This is a genomic window from Fodinicola feengrottensis (assembly GCF_039530045.1).
Taxonomy (GTDB): Bacteria; Actinomycetota; Actinomycetes; order Mycobacteriales; family HKI-0501; genus Fodinicola; species Fodinicola feengrottensis.
The window spans coordinates 34003-54868 of record NZ_BAAANY010000005.1; the positions used below are offsets into that span (position 1 = coordinate 34003).

Consider the following 20866-nt stretch of genomic DNA (forward strand, 5'->3'; position numbering starts at 1 on the left):
AGATCGGCATCACGGTAAAACGGTTGGCGACGGACCGCCACTACTCGCAGATGGCGGCGTACGCCTCGCTGAGCATCTCGCGCGGCGGGTCGGCCAGCACGCCGGGTTGGGCGAGGCCGTCGAGCACGATGAACCGCAACACCGAGCCGCGCGCCTTCTTGTCGACGCGCATGGCGGCGAGCAGGTCCGGCCAGGCCTGCGCCGGGTACGAGGTGGGCAGCCCGAGCTGTCGCAGCACACAGGTGTGCCGCGCGGCGGTGGCCTCGTCGAGGCGGCCGGCGAGCCGGCCCAGCTCGGCCGCATACACCAGCCCAACGCTGACCGCCGCACCGTGCCGCCAGCGATAGTGCTCGCGTTTCTCGATCGCGTGCGCGAGCGTGTGGCCGTAGTTCAGGATCTCCCGAAGACCGGATTCGCGCAGGTCAGCGGAAACCACGTCGGCCTTCATCTGAATTGATCGGCGGATCAGCTCGGCCAGCACCTCGCCGCCCGGGTCGATCGCGGCGGCCACATCGGTCTCGATCAGCCGCAGGATCTCCGGATCGGCGATGAACCCGGCTTTGACGATCTCCGCCATGCCCGGCACGAGTTCTTCGCGCGGCAGCGTGTAAAGCATCCGCAGATCGCACAGCACCGCGCGGGGCGGATAGAAAGCGCCAACCAGGTTCTTTCCAGCGTCGATGTTCACGCCCGTTTTCCCACCGACGGCCGCGTCGACCATGCCGAGCAACGTCGTCGGTACGTGCACGACCGGGACGCCTCGCAACCAACTGGCGGCCACGAAACCGGCCAGGTCGGTGACCGCGCCGCCACCGAAACCAACCACCGCGTCGGTACGCGTGAAGGCGTGTTTTCCCAGCGTGTCCCAGCATTCGCCAGCCGTCGCGACGGTCTTGGCGGCCTCGCCGTCCGGCACCTCGATCGGTACGACCACAAGCCCAGCGGCCGTCAGCGACTCCACCACCGTACCCACCTGGCGGGCCAGCGTCGGCGGATGCAGCACGGCGACTTTGGCCGCCTTGCTGAGAAAACCGGGCAGCTCGGAGAGCACGCCACGGCCGATGACGACCTCGTACGGCCGCTCGCCGCGCACGCCGATCCGGACTGGCGGCAGCGCACCGGCGATCGCGTCGACGACCTCGACCGGATAGCTGCCGCTGGTGTCCACAGTGGACGACGCGACCCCGGTGTAGAGCGGCTCCCGCTCTTGCATCAGCACCCGCAGCCGGCCACGCGGATTGCCCAACAGCATCGGCCGGGACACCCCGAGCCCGACTCTTTTCACGGCATCGCCCAGGGAAACCTTGAGATAGACGACCTTGTGACCGGCCAGCGCGGCGCGGTTTTCCTCCGCCAGCACCGATCCGCCGCCGAGCGCCAGCACGCCGTCGTGCTCGGCAAGCGCGGTCAGCAGCGCTTGCGTCTCCCTCTTGCGAAAGGCTTCCTCGCCATCGTCGACGAAGATGTCCGAGATCGGCTTTCCAGCGCTGGCAACGATATCCGCGTCGATGTCCCGGAAACTCACCCCGTACCGACGGGCCAGCAGCGGTCCGACCGTGCTCTTTCCAGAGCCCATCGGCCCGACCAGCACCACCCGCGGAGCCATTATCGAACCGCCAGCGTGTCCAGGTACGACTGGACGTTGCGGGTGGTCTCGGCGACCGAGTCGCCGCCGAATTTCTCCGTCACCGCGTCCGCGAGCACCAGCGCCACCATCGACTCGGCGACCACCGCGCAGGCCGGCACGGCCGTCACGTCGCTGCGCTGGTTGATGGCCTGCGCCGCCTCGCCGGTGCGCACGTCGATGGTCCGCAGCCGCTTGGGCACCGTCGAGATCGGCTTCATGGCGGCTCGTACGCGCAAAACCTCACCCGTGGTGATGCCGCCTTCGGTGCCACCGGCCCGATCGGTGACCCGTCTTACGCCCTCTTCGGTGTTGACGATCTCGTCGTGCGCCTCAGAACCACGCACCGACGCCTGGTGGAAAGCGTCCCCGATCTCGACGCCCTTGACCGCCTGAATGCCCATGATCGCGGCCGCCAACCGGGAATCCAGCCGGCGATCCCAGTGCACGTGACTTCCGAGGCCCGGCGGCACGCTCCAGGCCAGCACCTCGACGACCCCGCCGAGGGTGTCACCGGCCTTCTTGGTGGCCTCGACCTCGACGACGATCGCGGCGGAGGTCTCCGGGTCGGCGCACCGGACGGGATCGGCGTCGATCCGGTCGCGGTCCGCCGGCTTGGGCCGGATGCCGTCGGGCACCCGCACCGACCCCATCTGCACCACATGGCTGACGATCTCGATGCCGGTGGTCTGGCGCAGGAACGCCTGCGCCACCGTGCCGAGCGCGACCCGGGCCGCGGTTTCCCGGGCGCTCGCCCGCTCCAGCACCGGCCGGACCTCGTCGAACCCGTACTTCTGCAGGCCAGCGAGGTCGGCGTGGCCGGGCCGCGGCTGGGTCAGCGGCGCGTTGCGGGCGAGGCCCTCCAGGATCTCCGGCGAGACCGGGTCGGTGGCCATCACCTGCTCCCACTTGGGCCACTCGGTGTTGCCGACCTCGATCGCGACCGGGCTGCCGATGCTCAGGCCGTGCCGGAACCCGCCGATGACGGTGACCTGGTCCTTTTCGAACGCCATCCGGGCACCGCGGCCGTACCCGAGCCGCCGGCGGGCCAGCTGGAGCTGGATGTCCTCGGTGGTCACCCGGACGCCGGCCGGCAGGCCCTCCAGCACCGCCACCAGCGCGCGGCCGTGCGATTCCCCTGCGGTCAGCCATCGAAGCATGTCACAAGTCTGTCACCTGCCGTTCAGCCCGCACGTGCTGACCTCATACGATCAGGTGCACATCGACCTGGGGACATCTGTTGAAGCATCTCTACAGCGGCAAGATCCGCGATCTGTACGAGGACCACAACGGCGACCTGCTGCTGGTCGCGAGCGACAAGGTCAGTGTCTACGACGTGGTGCTGCCGACCTCCATCCCGGACAAGGGCAAGCTGCTCACCCAGCTGTCCCTGTGGTGGTTCGACCAGCTCGCCGGGGTCCTCCCGAACCACGTCCTGTCGGCCACCGACGTGCCGCCGGAGTGGACTGGCCGGGCGGTCCGCTGCCAGCAGCTGGAGATGGTACGAGTCGAGTGCATCGCCCGCGGCTACCTGACCGGGCTCGGGCTGAAGGAGTACGAGAAGGACGGCACCGTGTCCGGGCTGGCGCTGCCGCCCGGCCTCAGTGAGGCTTCCCGGCTGCCGGAGCCGATCTTCACGCCGACCACCAAGGCGGACGTGGGCCACGACGAGTTCATCACGTACGACGACGTGGTCAGTCAGCTCGGCGCGGAGCTGAGCGAGCAGCTGCGGGACAAGACGCTGGAGATCTACCGGCGCGGCGCGGAGGTGGCGCTGCAAAAAGGCATCATCATCGCCGACACCAAGATCGAGTTCGGGCTCGACAAGGAGGGCCAGCTGATCCTCGCGGACGAGGTGCTGACGCCAGACTCGTCGAGGTTCTGGTACGCCGATCGCTGGCAGCCAGGCGGCCAGCAGGAAGCGTTGGACAAGCAGTTCGTCCGCGACTGGTCGTCCACGCTCACCGACTGGGACCGCACGTACCCGGGCCCCGAGATCCCCGCCGACGTGGTCGCCCAGACCCGCGCCCGCTACGTAGAAGCGTACGAAAAACTGACCGGCCGCCGCTGGTCTTAGCAACAGGCCCGACGTCGAGTGCAGGACAAAACCCCACACTCGATGCCGAGTGCGGGATAAAGTCCCGCACTCGACGAAAGCTCTCTCGGGGCTTCTTGCACGTGCACAGGGGCGGCGGGGCAAGATGTGAGCGTGACCACGAACGAGCTGACTGAGCAGGTCATGGGCATGCCGCTCATCGACCACCACTGTCACGGGGTGACCACCGGCGAACTCGACCGGGAGGCCTTCGAACTGCTGGCCACCGAGTCGGACTGGCCGGCGCCGGCCGGCACCTCGGTTTTCGACAGCCCGTTCGGCATCACCGTACGAGCCGAGTGCGCGCCGCTGCTCGATCTGTCCCGGCACGCGAGCGCGCCGGACTACCTCGCCCGCAGGGCCGAACTCGGCGCGCAGGAAGTCACTTCCCGACTGCTCAAACACACCGGTATTTCCACTTATCTGGTGGAAACCGGCTACCGCGCCGACGAGATCCTGGGTCCGGACCAGCTGGCCGCGGCGGCCGGCGCCCGGTCGGAGGCGGTGGTACGGCTGGAAAGTGTCGGAGAGCAGGTGGCCGCGACCGGGGTCACCGCCGGCCTCTACGGCGACGAGGTCGCCGCCGAGGTGACCCGCCAGCTGGAGACCGCCGTCGGCGCGAAGAGCATCGCCGCGTACCGCGTCGGCCTCGACCTGGACCCGGCCCGGCCGACGCACGTCGAGGTGGCCCGGGCCGCCTCGGAGTGGTTGCGGCCGCAGGCCCGCCGGCTGGACCATCCGGTGCTGATCCGGCACCTGCTGTGGACCGCGATAGACGCCGGCAAGCCGATCCAGCTGCACACCGGCCACGGCGATTCCGATGCCGTGCTGCACCGCAGCAACCCGAGCCTGCTCACCGGCTTTCTTCAGGCGACCAGGGAAACCGGCGTACCGATCCTCCTGCTGCATTGCTACCCCTACTTGCGCGAGGCCGGTTGCCTGGCGCAGATCTATCCGCATGTGTACGTCGACAACGGGCTCGGCGTGAACTACACCGGCCCGGGCGCGACCGCGGTCATCCGCGAGTCGATGGAGATGACCCCGTTCTCCAAGCTGCTCTTCTCATCCGACGCCTTCGGGCTGCCGGAGCTGTACGCGTGCGGCGCACTGTTGTGGCGGCGTGGCACCGCCGCGGTCCTGAACGAGTGGGTGGCCGCGGACGCGATCTCTTCTTCTGACGCGCTCCGCTATGCCGAGCTCATCGCGCATGGCAACGCCGAGCGCGTGTACGGCCTGTGAGTCTGGCCGCCGACTGGACGACCGCGCTGCTCGCCGAGTTGCCGTACGCGCAGGACCTGCGTCGGAAGGTGCACGCGGAGCCGCGCACCGGCGGGTACGAGCAACCGACGGCGGCGCTGGTCGCGGCGGCGATCGGGCAACCGGACGCGCCGGCGGTGGCCGAGGGCCGGATCATCCGAATCGGGCCGGCGGACGGTCCGGCCATCGCCGTACGAGCCGAGTTGGACGCTTTGCCGATTGTCGAGCGGACCGGGGTGCCGTGGGCATCGGCGAATGGCGCGATGCACGCGTGCGGCCACGACGTACATCTGGCTGCCCTGACCGCGCTCGCCCGATCTGCCCGAACCCTGGACCTGCCGGTCGCCATGCTGGCCCTGCTGCAACCGCGGGAGGAGAGTTTTCCTCTCGGCGCCAAGGATTTCGTCGAGTCCGCGGAGCTGGCCCGGCATGACGTAAGAGCCGTCATCGGCGCACACGTACAGCCTCGGATTCCGGTCGGCGAGGTAGCCGCGACGCCCGGCCCGGTGAACGCTTCCTTCGACGACGTGGCCATCACGGTGTCCGGCCGCGGCGGCCATGCCGCTTACCCGCAGGACGCTCGCGACCCGATCGTGGCCGCCGCCGCGATCGTGCTGGCGCTCCAGCAAGTCGTCTCCCGACGTACCGATCCGCTGGCCCCGACGGTGCTCACCATCGGCGCGATCCACGCCGGCCAGGCGTCGAACGTCATCCCGGAGACGGCGTCGCTGCTCGCGTCGCTGCGGACCTACAGCGAGGCGGAGCGGGTCCGCCTACTGGACCTGATCGGGACGATCGCGGCCCACACCGCGCTCGCGTACGGCTGCACGGCCGTTACCGAGGCGTCGCTCGGCGAGCCCGTACTGGACAACGACCCGGCACTAACCGAGGCGGTGTGGGCTCAACTCAGCCCCCAGGGACTGACCCTGTCGGCTCCCCTGCGGTCCTGCGGGTCGGACGACTTTTCGTTTTACAGTGCGCTTTTCCCAGCTCTGATGATGTTCGTCGGGGTGCGTACGGCCGGCAGCTTCGAGCAGCAGCCGAGCCTGCACTCCGCGCTTTTCCTGCCCGGCGACGACGCCGTCGAGCGGGTCGCGAGGGCGATGCTGGCCGGATTTCTGGGCGCCTGCTCGTTGGTGATTGACTAGTCACGGAGGACTGCGCATGAGTGAGGCGGCGATCAAGCGGCTGCGGGACCAGGGCCTGCGGCTGTTGGCGACCACTTTCGTCTGCAACGCCGGGGTCGTGCGGACCAAGGCCGTGCCCGCCGGGCGGCTGGAAAGCCTCGCGGCCAACGGTGTCGGGATGTCGCCGGTGATGGCCGTGATGGCGGTCGACGGCGGCATCACGTCCGGCGGCGGCTACGGCGGGCCGGTGGGCGACATGCGGCTCTTCCCGGACTGGGACGCGGCCGTCGTGCTCGACCCGGTGACCGGCCTCGGGTGGGCACCGGTGGACCAGCTCTCGCAGGAACTGGAGCCGATGTCGTGCTGCTCCCGGTCCGCTCTTCGCCGGGTAGCGCAGGCGGCGACCGCCGACTACCAGATGGCCTTCGAGATCGAGTTCACCGTTTTTGACGGCGGGGTGGTCGCGCACCACGGCCCGGCGTACGGCGCGGTGCCGCTTTTCGAGTTGGACGAGCTGTGCGTCGACATCGTCGAGGCGCTGGACCGGGTCGGCGTCGCGGTCGACCAGATCCACCCGGAATACGGCCCCGGCCAGCTGGAACTCTCCGTCGCACCGGCCGCGCCGATCGCCGCGGTGGACCGCTATGTGCTGACCCGGCTGGTCATTCGTCGCGTCGCACAGGAGCACGGGCTCACCGTGTCGTACGCACCGCTGACCGTCCCGGACTCCGTCGGCAACGGCGCCCACCTGCATTTTTCCCCGTGGCGGGACGGAAAGAACCTGTTCGGCGGCGGCACCGGCCAGCATGGCCTGACCGTCGACGGCGAGCACCTGATCGCCGGGGTGGTGGAAGGGCTGGCCGAGGCGATCGCCCTGCTCGCCTCCGGCGCGCTCAGCTATGAGCGGCTGTTGCCGAGCCGGTGGGCCGCGCCGTGGGCCACCTGGGGTCTGGAAAACCGCGAATCGGCCGTGCGATTGGTCCAGGGCACCAAAACCGCCCGCCCGAATTCGGCCAACGCCGAGGTCAAGGTCGTCGACGGTGCCGCCAACCCGTACTTGGCCGCCGCCGCGGTGATCGCCCTCGCCGAGCGCGGCCTCGCCCAGAAAACCCCGCTGCCGGAGCCGGTGACGGCCGACCCCGCGTCCCTGTCCGACGCCGAACGCACCCAACGCGGCATCCGACGGCTCCCCGCCGACCTCGGCACCGCCCTGGACGCCCTCCAGTTTTCCAGCTTCTTCAGCGAAACCCTCTCCCCCGACCTGCTCGGCTCGTTCGTCGCCGTCCGTCGCTACGAACACGAGACGTACGGCGGCCAACCCGTCGCCGACCGCATCCGCGCCCTGCGCTGGAGCTACTAGGTGTACTGGCGTTCGTACGCCGCCACCGGCCCCGGCCATGTGCAAGGGCTGTGCCCGCCGACGGGGAGAACGAACCAGGCACCGTTTTGTCGGTGCTGTCGTGAACGCTCAGTTTCGGGGGTGCCTGTTTTTGGGGCTGGAGTGGCTGGTGTGACGTGTGTGGGTTTCGGTAAGAGCTGATGTCTCTGATTGTGGCCGTCGCGACTGTACGTGTGGAGATTGCGGCCCGGCGGTCACTGTCCGCTGTTTCCGTTGTTGATCTTGGTTAGTTGGTCTACCCGAAGCGGACATATCGAATGAATGTCTGTTTTGGGTAGACCAACTAACCAAGATCAACACAGGGCTTCCCGGAATATGAGACAACAGGCATCTTGAGTCGGCAGTGATTCCCACTCCGTGGACTCGGATCTGGTCAGGTGCATTCCATGGTTACTGGAGTGGCTGAGGTGACTGATTCTCGCGCCCGGTCACCGGATTTTGAGTATATACCCGGACGGCTATGTCCGATCGTGACGTTGTCCATTCGACCGCCCCCAACGGCCAACAATGTCACAATCGGACATACCCCTGGCAGGTATAGGGCAGGTCGACGCTAACAGGGCGTGACGTACAGGGCGTGACGCACTCGCGAACTAACGGCCCAGACCACTAAGAGACGAGGAAAGCGGTGACCGTGCCGGCGATCATGAAGGGGCCGAAGGGGATGCGGGTCTTGCGGCCGGCCCGGCCGGCGACCAGCAGGATGCCGCTGATCAGCCCGCCATAGACGAATCCGAGGACCAGGCCGGCCAGCACCGGTGGCCAGCCGAGCCAGCCCAGCGCGAGGCCGAGGACTCCGGACAGCTTCACGTCGCCGAGGCCCATCCCGCCGACGAGCCAGAGAAGTCCATAAACAGCAAGGAAAATGCCAGCCCCGACGAACGCGCGGGCCAGCGACCCCCAGTCCTGACGGAAAATCTCCGCGACGACCAAGCCGAGCCCGACCACCGCGTACGCCGGGAGGGTGAGCATATTCGGCAGCCGGCGGACAGCCAGGTCCACAATGGACAAAGCGACCCCGACTGCGATCACGAAGCAGGCCAACAAAAGCTCGACGCTCAGGCCGAGCCGCCAACCGGCGAGGCCGAACAGCACCGCCGTCGACAACTCCGGCAGCCGCCACCGCAGCAGCCACTCTGGCATGTCGGCCGTACGCACGATGGCGAATCGACCCAGCCAGCCGGCCACCAGACCGCACAGTCCACAGAGGACAGACACGAGCATCGGGACAGCCTAGTACTACAGGGCTACTCAAGCGGCGATAGCCGAGCCCAAGCCTCTCATCCGCATGAGTAGCCCTGCAGTACTAGTGGCCGCCGAGTGGCTAATGGGGTGGTTTGTCCGAATCGGATGAGAGCTGCCCCCGAAAACGAGTCTTCCGGGTGGGGGCGACAGAAATGCGGACAGGAATCAGCGGGACTGGAGGGCGGCCCGCATGGCGGCGAGGGGGCCGGGGTGGCCGGTCATCAGGGTGACCTGGTGGACGGCCTGGTGCAGCAGGAGGTCGAGGCCGGACAGCACGACGCTGCCGGTTTTCTGAGCGGCCAGTGCGAAAGGTGTGGGCCACGGCTCGTACAGCACGTCCATCACCACGCCGCCGGGCGCGACGGCCACCTCGGCGAGCGCTGGGGCGGCGGACTTGGGCACGGTGCAGACGACCAGGTCGGCGGCCAGCCCGTCCGGGAGCGACGCCCACGGGCGTACGTCCAGCATCACCCCGACCCGCTCGGCGGTACGCGTCACGTCCATCGCCCGCGCGAGGTCGCGTACGTACACGCCGACCGAAGTGCACCCCAGCGCCGGCAGCGCGGCGACCGCGGCCTGGGCGGTACCACCGGCGCCCAACACGGCGGCCGACGCGAACGGCCGGTCGGCTACTTCTCGTACGGCGTCAATGATGCCGGCCACGTCGGTGTTGTCGGCGTACCAGCCGCCGTCGCGCGGCACCAGCGTGTTCGCGGCCCCGACCGCGGCGGCCCGCTCCGACACCGCCGTCGCGAGCCGCAGCCCCTCGCGCTTGAGCGGCATCGTCAGCGACAGCCCGGCCCACTCCGGACCCAGGCCCGCCAGCAGCGGCGCGAGGCCGGCCTCGTCGCACTCGACCCGGTCGTAGTGCCAGCCGGCCAACCCGAGCGCCTGGTAAGCCGCGTTGTGCAGCACCGGCGACAGGGAATGCCTTACGGGCGAACCAAAAACGGCACAGCGCCACGACACTTACAGAACGCCGTTCTGCCTGGCGAGCTGCTTGTTGCGCTCGTGCTCGGCGTTCGTCGTCGCGAACCCGGAGTGCCCGGCCTTATCGATCTTGACAAAGAAAATCCAGGTGCCCGGCGTCGGGTTCACCGCCGCGTTCAGCGCGTCCAGGTCCGGGTTGCCGATCGGCGTCGGCGGCAACCCCTTGTGCGCGTACGTGCTGTACGGGTCGTTGGCGTCCTTCAACTCGGCCGTGGTCAGTTCGGCGTTACGCGGCACTCCGCGAATCTCCCGGCTGTAGATGGTGGTGGCATCGGACTGCAGCAGGCCGTTGGTGCCGGCGGCCGGGTTCAGCCGGTTGTAGAAAACCCGGGCGATCTTCCCGTAGTCGCTCGGGATGCCCTCGCCCACCACCAGGGACGCGACGATCAAGGCGTCGTACGGATTCTTGCCCATCGCCTGAGCCTTCGTGATGAACCCGTTGCCATTCATCTTCTTGAGGCTCTGGGTGATCATCATCTTCAACGCGGCGGTCGCGTCGTCCTTGGGCTGCAGCGTGTACGTGTCGGGGTAGAGGAAGCCCTCCACCTTGCCCTTCGCCCAGTCCGGGAGCCCAATCGCCGAAGCGTTGTTGGCGGCCGCGGTCAACTGGTCGACGGTGATCCTGGTGGTCTTCGCGACCGACGCGAACGCCTGCTTCGCCGTCATGCCCGGCGTCACGGTGAAGGTGAGCTGGACGCGACTGGACGGGTCGAGCAGCAGCGCCAGCGCGAGCGCGGCGCTCATGTGCGACTTCAGCTGGTACGTGCCCGGCTGCAGCGACGTCGACCGGGTGTCCGCCTCGGCCGCGTTGGTGAACGCGCGGGTGCTCTTGACGACGCCCTTGGCGACCAGCGTGTCGCCGACCTGGCGCAGCGTCTGGCCCTGCGCGATCTGGATGGTCACCTGGCCGGTGCCGCCGCCGTCGTAGTCCGCGCCGTGGATCAGCGTGTTCACCAAACTGCCGGCATAGACCAATCCCCCGCCGAGGACCACCAGGACACTGACGACCACCAGCGCGGTGATCAGGTTGCGGTGCCGGCCAGGCGGCCGACGGTGCTTGGACTGCCGGCGCCCGCGCGGTCGTGGCGCGTCGTAGTCCGGCACGCTGTCCTGGCCACCGAAGGGCAGGCCGACGAGATCCTCACTCATCTCCCGGCTCCCCGTTCGCGCGCGCTGCCTCGGCGCGGCGAGTATCCAGCCATGTCTGCAGGATGATCACCGCCGCCGCCTGGTCGATGACTGCACGCTGTCGCTGTCCCCGTACGCCACGAGAAGACAGCGTACGGGTAGCAGACACGGTCGACAGCCTTTCATCCACCAAGTCGACATTAACGGGCGCCACCAGACTCGCCAGTTCGGCCGCGTACGAGCGTGCCGCCGCGGCCGCCGGCCCCTCCTCGCCGGACAGGCTGCGAGGCAGCCCGACGATCACCTGGACGGCCTCGTGCTCGGCCACCAGCGCGGTCAGTTGGCGCAGGTCCGTGCCATCGTCGGCGCGGCTGAGAGTGACCAGCGGAGTGGCCAACAGACCATCGCGGTCACTGAGCGCCACGCCAACCCGTACGGATCCCACGTCAACGCCAAGGCGAACCCCACCGGCCGGCACCGCCACGGCCTTGCGCCTGGGTTTGCGGCGCGATCCGCCGGTCACCTCCGGCACCCTCAGGCCGCTCTCCCCGCCACGGCCCGGCTCACGCCTTGCCTCCGGCCTCGCCCACCAGCTTGCGCAGGCTGTCCAGAACCGGCCGCACCTGGTCGGCCGGCACGCCGCCGCCCTGGGCCATGTCCGCGTTGCCGCCGCCCTTACCGCCCAGCGCGGACCGTACGAGCTCAGCTGCGGACAGACCGCTGCGCACGCCGGCCTTGGTCACCGCGACGACCAGCGAAGCCTTGTCGCCGGCCGCGCCAGCGACCGCCACCACGCCCGGGTGGTCGGCCGCGAGCCGGCCACGGACCTCCTGGGCCAGCTTGCGTACGTCCCCGCCACCGGTGCCCTCGGGCACCTCGGTGCCGACGTACGCGACTCCGGACAGGTCCTCGGCGTTGGCAGCGAGCGCACCGGCGCTGGAAAGCACCGCGTCCGCCCGCATCTTGGCCAGCTCCTTCTCGGCGTCCCGCAGCCGCGTCACCATCGACGAGATCCGGTCGGCGACGGTGTCCCGTGGCGTCTTGAGGATCTCGGTCAGCTGGCTGACCAGGTCACGTTCCTTCGCCAGGTAGTGGAAGGCCTCGATGCCGGTCACCGCCTCGACCCGGCGGGACGAGGAGCCGACCGACGACTCGCCGGTCACCACCAGCGGCCCGATCTGCGAGCTGGACTCCACGTGGGTGCCACCACAGAGCTCGATCGACCACTGCCCGGGTCCGATCCGCACGACCCGGACCTTCTCCGGGTTGTACGTCTCGCCGAACAGCGCGATCGCGCCGGCCGCACGGGCCTCCGGCAGCGGCATGTAGGTCGCGGTCACCGGCAGATCACGGCGCACGGCCAGGTTGGACACGTCCTCGATGTCGTGCCGCTCCTGCTGGCTCAGCCCGCCCTTCCAGGCGAAGTCCAGGCGCAGGTAGCCGGGCCGGTTGTACGAGCCGGACTGCAACGCGGTCGGGCCCAGGACCTGGCGAAGGGCCGCGTGCACGACGTGGGTGCCGGAATGCGCCTGGCGAGCGCCGAGGCGCCACTCCGGATCGACCTTCGCGCGTACGTCCGCATCCAGCGTCAACTCGCCGTCGACGACCCGGATCTGGTGCACGACCAGGCCCTTGAGCGGGCGCTGCACATCCAGCACCTCGGCCGAGCCGCCATCGAATTCGATGACGCCGGCGTCGGCGTTCTGACCGCCGGACTCGGCATAGAACGGGGTCCGGTCCAGGATCACCTGGACGATCTCGCCGGCGTGCGCCGCCGGCACCGCAGCCGTGCCGTTGATCAGCGCCAGCACCTTGGAATCGGTCTCCAAGGTGCTGTAAGCCAGCCAGTCCGTCTCGCCGTGTTCGTCCAGCGCGGCGCGGAAAAGCGAGGTGTCGGCGTGGCCGGTCTTCTTCGCCCGCGCGTCCGCCCGAGCCCGCTCACGCTGCTCGGTCATCAGCTTGCGGAAGCCGTCCTCGTCGACCTTGAGCCCCTGCTCGGACGCCATCTCCAGGGTCAGGTCGATCGGGAAGCCGTACGTGTCGTGCAGCTTGAAGGCGTCGCCGCCGGACAGCTGCTGGCCGCCCGCTTTCTTGGTCGCCTCGACCGCGACATCCAGGATCGTCGTACCGGCCGACAAGGTGCGGCGGAACGCCTCTTCCTCGGCATACGCGATCTGGGAGATCCGGTCGAAGCCGGTGCCCAGCTCCGGGTAGGACGCCTTCATCAGGTCGCGGGAGATCGGCAGCAGCTCAGGCAGCGACGGGTCTTCGTACCCGAGCAGGCGCATCGCACGCACCGCGCGGCGCAGCAGCCGGCGCAGCACGTAGCCGCGGCCTTCGTTGCCGGGCGTCACGCCGTCGCCGATCAGCATCAGGCTGGAGCGGACGTGGTCGGAGATGACCCGCAGGTGCACGTCGTTGGTGTGGTTTTTGCCGTACTGGCAGCCAGCGAGCTCGGCCGCCCGCTCCAGGACCGGGTAGATCTCGTCGATCTCGTACAGGTTGTCGACGCCCTGCAGCAAATACGCGACGCGCTCCAGGCCCATGCCGGTGTCGATGTTCTTCGCCGGCAGTTCGCCCAGGATCGGGTAGTCGTCCTTGCTCGTACCGTCGCCGCGCTCGTACTGCATGAAGACCAGGTTCCAGATCTCCAGGAACCGGTCCTCGTCCACCACCGGGCCACCGTCCGGGCCGAACTCGGCGCCGCGGTCGATGTAGATCTCCGAGCATGGGCCGCACGGGCCGGGAACGCCCATCGACCAGAAGTTGTCGGCCATACCGCGGCGCTGGATCCGCTGCTCGGGCAGCCCGGCGATCTTCTGCCAGAGCTGGGAAGCTTCGTCATCGTCGTGATAGACGGTCACCCAGATCCTGGCCGGGTCAAAGCCGAGGCCGCCGGCGTCCGGGCTGCCGGTGATCAGCTCCCAGGCGTTGGTGATCGCGCCTTCCTTGAAGTAGTCACCGAACGAGAAGTTGCCGTTCATCTGGAAAAACGTGCCATGCCGAGTGGTCTTGCCGACCTCTTCGATGTCGCCCGTACGAATGCACTTCTGCACGCTGGTCGCGCGCGGGTAGGGCGGAGTCTGCTGACCGAGGAAATACGGCTTGAACGGCACCATCCCGGCGTTCACGAAGAGCAGGTTCGGATCGTCCAGGATCAGGCTGGCGGACGCCACCTCGGTGTGGCCGCGCTGGACGAAATGGTCCAGGAACCGGCGGCGGATTTCGGCGGTGCGCATCAGCGGCGGCCACCGTACTGCGCATGACCTTCGTCAGCGAGCACATCGTCCAGGTCCGCCTCGCCGGCCAGCGCGGCGAGCAGCTCGTCCTCGCGCTCGGCCATCCCCTCGCGGACCTCCTCCACGAACTCGCGGACGCTGTCCAGCATGCCGGTCACCGACTCGCGAGCACCGTCGGCGAGTCCCTTCGGGGTGTACGACTCCGCGGTCTTGGTCAGCTTGCGCACCACCAGAGCGCCCACCACCAGACCGATCCCCAACCACAGCAGCCGCCGCATTGCCGTCCTTCTCTCTTCTGCCTCTGAAACCCTTGTTACTTCCGGCCACGCCGGGAGCGCCGGGCGGCTTTGCGCTCGGACTTGATCCGGGCCGTCGCCTCCCGCTGCAATTCTCCCTCGCGGCGGGCCACGATGGCGTGCCGGACGCCGTACGTGACGGCCGCGACCCGTACCAGCGGGCCACCGACCGTCGACGCGAACAGGGTCGTCATCGCGGCCGCGTTGGTGGTCACCTGTTGGACGTTGGTGGTCATCACGTCCACCTTGATGAGCTGGCCGTTCACCCCCACCAGGGTCTCATTGACACCGTCGATCGTGGTGTTGATGTTGGCGAGCGTGGGGCCCAGGCCATCGGCGACCTGGGTCATCGCCCGGGTGGCCTGGTCGACCGTACGACCCAGCTTGAGCAACGGCACGGCGAGAACGCCGACCAACAGCAAAAAGGCGATCGCCGCGATGAGCCCAGCGACTTCACCGAACGTGATCTGCACGGGTCGTCACACCCTTTCTCCGACCTCGGCTGACCTGGGCGACCCTATCGCGCCCGGTAACACCCAGTCTCTGCGGCATCTCCCTGACACTTCGCCGCGGATCATCAAACAGTTGCCAAAGAATCAGTCTTCACCGCGGATGACCCGGCGGAGTTTGGGCAGGCGTTCGGCGATCGCCCGCTCGGCGCCCCGCTCGGTGGGCTGGTAATAGTCAGTGCCAACCAGGTCGTCGGGCGCGTACTGCTGCTCGGCCACCCCGGCGGTTTCGTTGTGGGGATACACATATCCGTCACCGTGGCCGTGTCGTTTGGCGCCGGCATAGTGGGCGTCCCGCAGCGCTGGCGGCACCGCGCCGGTCTTTCCGGCTCGTACGTCCGAGGTCGCCGCACCGATCGCCATCGTGACGGCGTTGGATTTCGGGGCGGTCGCGCAATGCACGACTCCGTGCGCCAGGTTGAGCTGCGCTTCGGGAAGGCCCACCAGTTGTACGGTCTGGGCGACCGCCACCGCGGTCTGCAGCGCGGTCGGATCGGCCATCCCGATGTCCTCGCTGGCGAAAATCATCAGCCGCCGGGCGATGAATCGTGGATCCTCCCCCGCCACCAACATCCGGGCCAGCCAGTGCAGGGAAGCGTCCACATCGGACCCTCGCATGCTCTTGATGAACGCGGAAATGACGTCGTAGTGCTGGTCGCCATCCCGGTCGTACTTGACCGCCGCGGTGTCGACCGCCTTCTCCGCGACCTCCAGGTCGATCTCGGTCTTTTTCAGCGCCTGCGCCGAACCAGCGGCCGCTTCCAACGTCGTCAGCGCCCTGCGCGCGTCACCGCCGGCCAGTCGTACGAGATGGTCGCGGGCCTGGTCGCTGATCGTGACCGCACCCCGCAGACCTCGGTCATCAGTGATCGCGCGGTCGATGACGGCTTTTATGTCGTCGTCGGTGAGCGCTTGCAGGGTTAGCAGCAGAGACCTCGACAACAGTGGCGACACCACTGAGAACGACGGGTTCTCGGTGGTGGCGGCCATCAGGGTGACCGTACGATCCTCGACCGCGCCGAGCAGCGAATCCTGCTGGGTCTTGGAAAACCGGTGCACCTCGTCGATGAACAACACCGTCTGACGGTTGTGGAAACCGAGCTCCCGGTTGGCGGTCTCGATCACCGCCCGCACTTCCTTGACGCCCGCCGTCAACGCCGACAGCGCCTCGAACCGCCGACTGGTGGCGGCCGACACCACCCGTGCGATCGTCGTCTTCCCACTGCCCGGCGGTCCCCACAGGATCACCGACAGCGGCGCGTCGCCCTCCACCAACCGCCGCAGCGGCGAGCCCGGATGCAGCAGGTGCCGCTGCCCCACCAGCTCATCTAGCGTGCGCGGCCGCATTCGTACGGCCAACGGCGCCACCGCGGCCCGCGCGTCCGCGGCCGCCGAGTCGAACAAACTTTCGGGTTCCACTCCCCGAGCCTACGTGGTCCCGCCCGCACCGTCCGCCGAGTGGAACGCCGCCGGCTCCGGCGGCACAACGCCCCGCATCACGCAGAACATGGTGCCCCCCGGATCCGCCATCACCACCCACGAAACGTCCCCCTGCCCGATATCCACTCTCGTCGCCCCCAACCCGATCAGCCGCTCGACCTCGGCGGCCTGGTCACGATCTGTCGGGTTGAGGTCGAAGTGGATCCTCGGAGGCTTGTTTTTGGCTTCTCTATTGGCGATTAGCAGGATCGTTGGTGCCGTCGGATGACCCGCAATGGCCACTCCCGTTTCGTCGCGGTCGGTGATGCGGTAGTTGAGCGCCGCTGACCAGAACGCCGCCGAGGCTTCCGGGTCCTCGCACTCGACAACCATCTCGCCAATTCTTGACGCCATGTTGTGGATTATCTCCTGTTGTCTCGGTCGACTTCCCCTGCTGTTGCGGTTTTGTGGGGTGCCCGGTTTCAGGGATTAAGACCTTCTACCTCTGGAGATGGGATAGAGCAACGGGGGCTGTCTAGTTTTGTTCGTGGTCTCTGGCACTCGTTCTCTCCGTCGGCGCCGCAAGGGCTAGCACGTTGGCGTGGCCGGCGGCGGGCTTGCGTGCCGTGCCCGAGTGGTGTTTCGCCGCCGCCGGCCACGCCAACGCGCGAGGGCTACGCCCGCCGACGGAGAGAACGAGAACCAGAGCTCTGCGCTAGGCGCCCTCATAGCCGATAGTTGTGCGGTCCCTGGTCGTCGCGACTCTGCGTGTCGAGACTGCCACCCAGCGGTCACCGTCCGCAGTTTGTGTTGTTGGTCTTGGTTAGTTGGCCCGTACATAACGGACATCAGTCCGGAATGTCCTTTTCGTACGGGCCAACTAACCAAGATCAACAACTCCATCCCAACATCCGGGACAGCGACACCCTCAACAGTCACATCAGCCCCACCGGCAACGGGTCCGTTGCCGAAAATCCAGCCCTACCCACCCCACCAAACCGGACAAAAAGGGCACCGAACCAGCCAACGAATCACGCACACGGCGGAGCGTCCGTTCTCCTCGTCGGCGGGCGAAGCCCTCGCACGTTTCCTGGCTGGCGGCGGCGTACGAAGGCCGGGGCACACTACCCAAGCTCCGCCGCCGGGCCAGGAAACGTGCTAGCCCTTGCGGCGACGACGGGGAGAACGGACCCTCCGCACCCCGTACGAAACCAAGCACCACTCACCAAACGAGCAACCCGGGAATTCCCTCTCCTCAGAGGCAACCGCCGCTTTTGACCTTCAGCCTTTGACCTTCACTCAAAACAGGCTCAGCACATACCAGGGCCCCCTGCCGAACTCGACAGAGGGCCCTGACCAGCTAAAACAACCTACCAAACCAACCCCTACGCGGCGGTCAGTCGTACGTCGGAGGCCTTGACGAAGGCGACTCGGTGCCCCAGCTGGATCTGGTAGAACACCGTCTTCCCGCGTACGACGGTGTGGTCCATCGGCAGCGAATTGTCGATTGTCTGCGCGTAGTAGTACTCCGTTGGTGCGACGCCGCCGAAGGCATACTCCTGCCCGGCCTTCAGCGTGTACTGCAGCGGAGCGACAGTGTGCGCCGGGATCGCGCTCGGATACTCGTCCGCGTTCGGGTACGCGCCGCCATAAACCGGCACCGAGGCGAGGCCTTGCTTCGGCGTCACGAGCACGGCGTGCGTCTGTACGGCGGCCGGCGCCTGGCGGCTGTCCTGGAACCAGCCTTCGAGGCCGTCGTACCAGATCGCCGTCCAGTCACCTTGACGGTCAGCGACCGAATAGATCTGGCCGGCGGCGGCTTTGTCGCCCCAGTCGCAGTTCCTGGTCGTGCCCGCGCTGCCATCCGGGTGCAGAGCTGGGTCGGAGATCAGCGGTGCGGTGGCCGACGGCGCCGTGTGCAGCTGAACCATCGACGTACCGGTGCCCGGGATCGGCACGCTCGGGCCCTGGGTCGGGTCAGGACAGGACATCAGCGGCTCGGTCCGCCGCGCCGACGGCAGGATCATGACCACGGACGAGCGGCCGTAACCCAAGCCGTGCAGCGGCGCGCCGAGCAGCTCGAAGTAGTGCTGCCAGTTCCAGTACGCGGCCGGGTCCCAGTGCATGCCCGAGACGCCACCGGCGGTCAGGCCAGGCACGTTGTCGTGGCCGTAGATGTGCTGGCGGTCCAGCGGGACGTTGAACCGGGCGGCGAGGTAGCGGACCAGCCGCGCCGACGACCGGTACATCTCCTCCGTGTACCAGGTCCCGCCGGCGTCGGCGAAGCCTTCGTGCTCGATGCCCAGCGAGTGGCTGTTGACGTACCAGTTGCCGGCGTGCCAGACCACGTTCTTGGTCGCGACCGCCTGTGTGACGTGCCCGTCCGCGGACCGGATGACGTAGTTCGAGGCGGCGTAATGCGCAGGGTCCTGGAACAGCGACAGCGTCTTCGCGTACGTCACTTCGGTGTCGTGGATGACGATCGTGTTGATCCGCTCGTCCTTCGGGCGGTTGGCCAGATCGTAGTTGCCGTAGTTGCCCTTGTCCGTGCCGTCGCCGTCGAGCGCGTACGCGGCCGGTACGAAGTCGCAGCCGAGCCGAGGCGGGCACTCGGTGCCGGCCTGGTTGGTCGCGGTCGAGGTCGCCAGGCTGGCCGGCACCGACTGGTCGGCGGGCAGCGTGATCGACTGGCCCTCGGCGGTGGTTCGGGTGGCCCCCGTACGGATCACGTCGAAGGTGTCCGCCGCGTACTCGTCGCTGCCGGTGAGGGCTTTGACGGCCGGATACCAGCCGGCGACGGTGGTCGGCAGCGCGCCGTGACCGAGCTGGCGGGCCTGCGCGGCCAGCAGTACGGCGCCGCCGCGCACGTTCTGCGCCGGGTTCGACCGAAGCGTGCTCGCTGGTACGCCGAGCAGCCCCGCCGCGCGTGGCAGCGTGTCGTCTTTCGCCGCGGTCGGCACCGCGGCCGCCTTCGGGGTGGCCGCCGGGGCGATCGTCAACGGCCGGGACGCGTCGCCGCGCGCGTCACCCGTGGAGTCGTCGGCGTGGGTCTTGCCCCACGCGGCCCGCAGCGCGGACATGTCGGTGAGATTCATCGGCCCGTACCCGCCGGCCGTGCTCGGCCCGCCCGCGTGGCTGTCCCACTGAGACGCTAAATACGACACCGAAAGCAGCACCGACGCCGGCACTCCGGTGGCCGTCGAGGCGGCCGCGAAGTCAGCCTGCGACACCCCGGCCGGCGGTGCGGCACTGGCCGAACTGACGGCGCTCGCCGCCAACCCGGCCCCCAACAGGCACGCTGTCGCCGCTCCGGCGACGATGCGTACCCGAACACGTCCGTTGGACACGAAAGACTCCCCTCTCCAAACTGAGGGAACGCTAGCGTCTGGGACCCCCTGTTGTCTCTAGTGTGCGGACATTAAAAACAAGCTGACTTTCATTGACGACAATTAATTACTTCCGTCAGCGCTTTCGCGGCTTTTGCCTAGACGGTACGCAGCACGCCGGCCATCTTCGGCAGGATGGCGGTGAGGCCGTACGGGATGCTCAGAATCGTGTCGCAGGAAAGCGCGAGGCCTTCGTCCTTCAGGCTCAGCCGGATCACCGCCTTGCGCCTGGCCACATTCAGGCCGTTGAAGAGTTGGTCGGCGTCCACCGCCTTGCCAGCCGCGTCATCGAACGCGACGATCACCACCAGATCCGACTCCAGCAGGTCGACCTTCTCCCGGCTGATCGGCACGGTGAACTTGCTCACGCCGAGCGCGTCGACCTTCGGCGCCGGCTTCAGCCCGAGCCCGGCCATAAACTGCATGCGCGCGTCCTGCCTGGTGTACGCGTTGTACGTACCGGCCGCGCCGGAAAAGACGGACGCGACGACCACGGTCTTGCCGTTGAACGCGGGATGCGCTTTCCGGGCCGCCGCGAACTGGGCTTCCGCGGCGGTGACCAGCTTTTCAGCAGCCTGCCGTTGCCAGAGCGCGGCGCCGATCGACCGCGCCTGCTGCTGCCACGGCACACCCCAGTCGATGTAGCCGGCCGGCGGCGCCACCACCGGCGCGAGCTGGCTGAGCTTGTCGTACCGATCCTTGGTGAGGTTGCTCTGCACCGCCAGAATCAGGTCCGGCGCCAGCTTGGCCACCGTCTCCACGCTGATCTCGCCGCCGCCAACGAACAACTGCGGCTTGGCTTTGCCCAGCTGCCTCGTCGCCCACGGACCCACACCCGTCGGCGTACCAACGAAGTTCGACAGGGCCACCGGCACCACTCCGAGCGCCAACGCCACGTCGTGATCGGTCGTCCCCATCGACACCACTCGCAGCGGCCGCTTGGCCACCACACTCGTGCCGAACTTGTGCTTCAGCGTCACCCCACCGCCAGCACTGTCGGTCGCCGCCGTGCCGCCGGCGCACGCGCTCACCCCGACCAAGCCGGCCCCCGCCAAACCCGCCAGGACCGCCCGCCTGCTCACCGCCATAACCACTCCCCTATTTAGGCAAGGCTTACCTTAATAGACGCGTCACGGGTGCGGCGATCCCCTG

The 20866-nt window shown here is 68.1% G+C and carries 17 protein-coding genes; 4 read left to right on the plus strand and 13 right to left on the minus strand.

The features are described from left to right. Positions 1–40 precede the first annotated feature (40 nt). Complete coding sequence (gene aroB / locus ABD301_RS06375; RefSeq protein ID WP_344308033.1) at positions 41–1606, minus strand: 3-dehydroquinate synthase; 1566 nt, start codon at positions 1604–1606, stop codon at positions 41–43. Continuing rightward, a complete protein-coding gene (gene aroC / locus ABD301_RS06380; RefSeq protein WP_344308035.1) occupies positions 1606–2784 on the minus strand; it encodes a chorismate synthase in 1179 nt (392 codons plus the stop codon). Before aroC ends, aroB begins: the two co-directional genes overlap by 1 nt. Before the next feature lie 80 nt (positions 2785–2864). Between aroC and ABD301_RS06385 the strand changes: the two genes are divergently transcribed. The 4 genes from ABD301_RS06385 to ABD301_RS06400 all read left to right on the plus strand — a co-directional run bounded on the left by ABD301_RS06385 (position 2865) and on the right by ABD301_RS06400 (position 7463). Beyond that, a complete protein-coding gene (locus ABD301_RS06385; RefSeq protein ID WP_344308037.1) occupies positions 2865–3701 on the plus strand; it encodes a phosphoribosylaminoimidazolesuccinocarboxamide synthase in 837 nt (278 codons plus the stop codon). A 132-nt stretch (positions 3702–3833) separates the two neighbouring features. Continuing rightward, positions 3834–4958 carry an amidohydrolase family protein gene (locus ABD301_RS06390; protein WP_344308039.1) on the plus strand — a complete coding sequence of 375 codons (1125 nt, stop codon included), beginning with the start codon at positions 3834–3836 and terminating at the stop codon, positions 4956–4958. Then, positions 4955–6124, plus strand: coding sequence for a M20 metallopeptidase family protein (locus ABD301_RS06395; protein ID WP_344308041.1), 1170 nt, complete (start codon positions 4955–4957; stop codon positions 6122–6124). The genes ABD301_RS06390 and ABD301_RS06395 overlap by 4 nt, the downstream gene beginning before the upstream one ends. A 16-nt stretch (positions 6125–6140) precedes the next feature. Then, on the plus strand, positions 6141–7463 hold the full coding sequence (locus ABD301_RS06400; protein WP_344308043.1) for a type I glutamate--ammonia ligase: 1323 nt from the start codon (positions 6141–6143) through the stop codon (positions 7461–7463). Between the two features lie 648 nt (positions 7464–8111). On the opposite strand, the gene ABD301_RS06405 is transcribed toward ABD301_RS06400, so the two are convergent. From ABD301_RS06405 to ABD301_RS06455, 11 genes are all read right to left on the minus strand, one after another. Then, positions 8112–8726 carry a prepilin peptidase gene (locus ABD301_RS06405; protein WP_163572456.1) on the minus strand — a complete coding sequence of 205 codons (615 nt, stop codon included), beginning with the start codon at positions 8724–8726 and terminating at the stop codon, positions 8112–8114. A 186-nt stretch (positions 8727–8912) separates the two neighbouring features. Further along, positions 8913–9716 carry a shikimate dehydrogenase gene (locus ABD301_RS06410; RefSeq protein WP_344308046.1) on the minus strand — a complete coding sequence of 268 codons (804 nt, stop codon included), beginning with the start codon at positions 9714–9716 and terminating at the stop codon, positions 8913–8915. Continuing rightward, positions 9717–10886 carry an endolytic transglycosylase MltG gene (mltG, locus tag ABD301_RS06415; protein ID WP_344308048.1) on the minus strand — a complete coding sequence of 390 codons (1170 nt, stop codon included), beginning with the start codon at positions 10884–10886 and terminating at the stop codon, positions 9717–9719. Then, positions 10879–11388, minus strand: a complete 510-nt coding sequence (gene ruvX / locus ABD301_RS06420; protein WP_344308050.1) for a Holliday junction resolvase RuvX — start codon at positions 11386–11388, stop codon at positions 10879–10881. The genes mltG and ruvX overlap by 8 nt, the downstream gene beginning before the upstream one ends. A gap of 40 nt (positions 11389–11428) precedes the next feature. After that, a complete protein-coding gene (alaS, locus tag ABD301_RS06425) occupies positions 11429–14104 on the minus strand; it encodes an alanine--tRNA ligase (RefSeq protein WP_344308052.1) in 2676 nt (891 codons plus the stop codon). Then, positions 14104–14382 (minus strand): hypothetical protein, encoded by a 279-nt coding sequence (locus ABD301_RS06430; RefSeq protein ID WP_163572453.1) that lies wholly within the window; start codon positions 14380–14382, stop codon positions 14104–14106. Before ABD301_RS06430 ends, alaS begins: the two co-directional genes overlap by 1 nt. A gap of 35 nt (positions 14383–14417) precedes the next feature. Next, entirely contained in the window at positions 14418–14873 is a 456-nt protein-coding gene (locus ABD301_RS06435) for a DUF948 domain-containing protein (protein ID WP_344308054.1), read from the minus strand. Between the two features lie 123 nt (positions 14874–14996). Further along, positions 14997–16328 carry a replication-associated recombination protein A gene (locus tag ABD301_RS06440; RefSeq protein WP_344308056.1) on the minus strand — a complete coding sequence of 444 codons (1332 nt, stop codon included), beginning with the start codon at positions 16326–16328 and terminating at the stop codon, positions 14997–14999. Between the two features lie 9 nt (positions 16329–16337). Next, a complete protein-coding gene (locus ABD301_RS06445; protein WP_344308058.1) occupies positions 16338–16742 on the minus strand; it encodes a VOC family protein in 405 nt (134 codons plus the stop codon). Positions 16743–17713: 971 nt separating this feature from the next. After that, positions 17714–19675 (minus strand): N-acetylmuramoyl-L-alanine amidase, encoded by a 1962-nt coding sequence (locus ABD301_RS06450; RefSeq protein WP_344308060.1) that lies wholly within the window; start codon positions 19673–19675, stop codon positions 17714–17716. A 137-nt stretch (positions 19676–19812) separates the two neighbouring features. Next, the gene (locus ABD301_RS06455) at positions 19813–20802 is read right to left on the minus strand and encodes an ABC transporter substrate-binding protein (RefSeq protein WP_344308062.1); all 990 of its coding nucleotides are present in this window, start codon (positions 20800–20802) and stop codon (positions 19813–19815) included. Between the last annotated feature and the right edge of the window lie 64 nt (positions 20803–20866).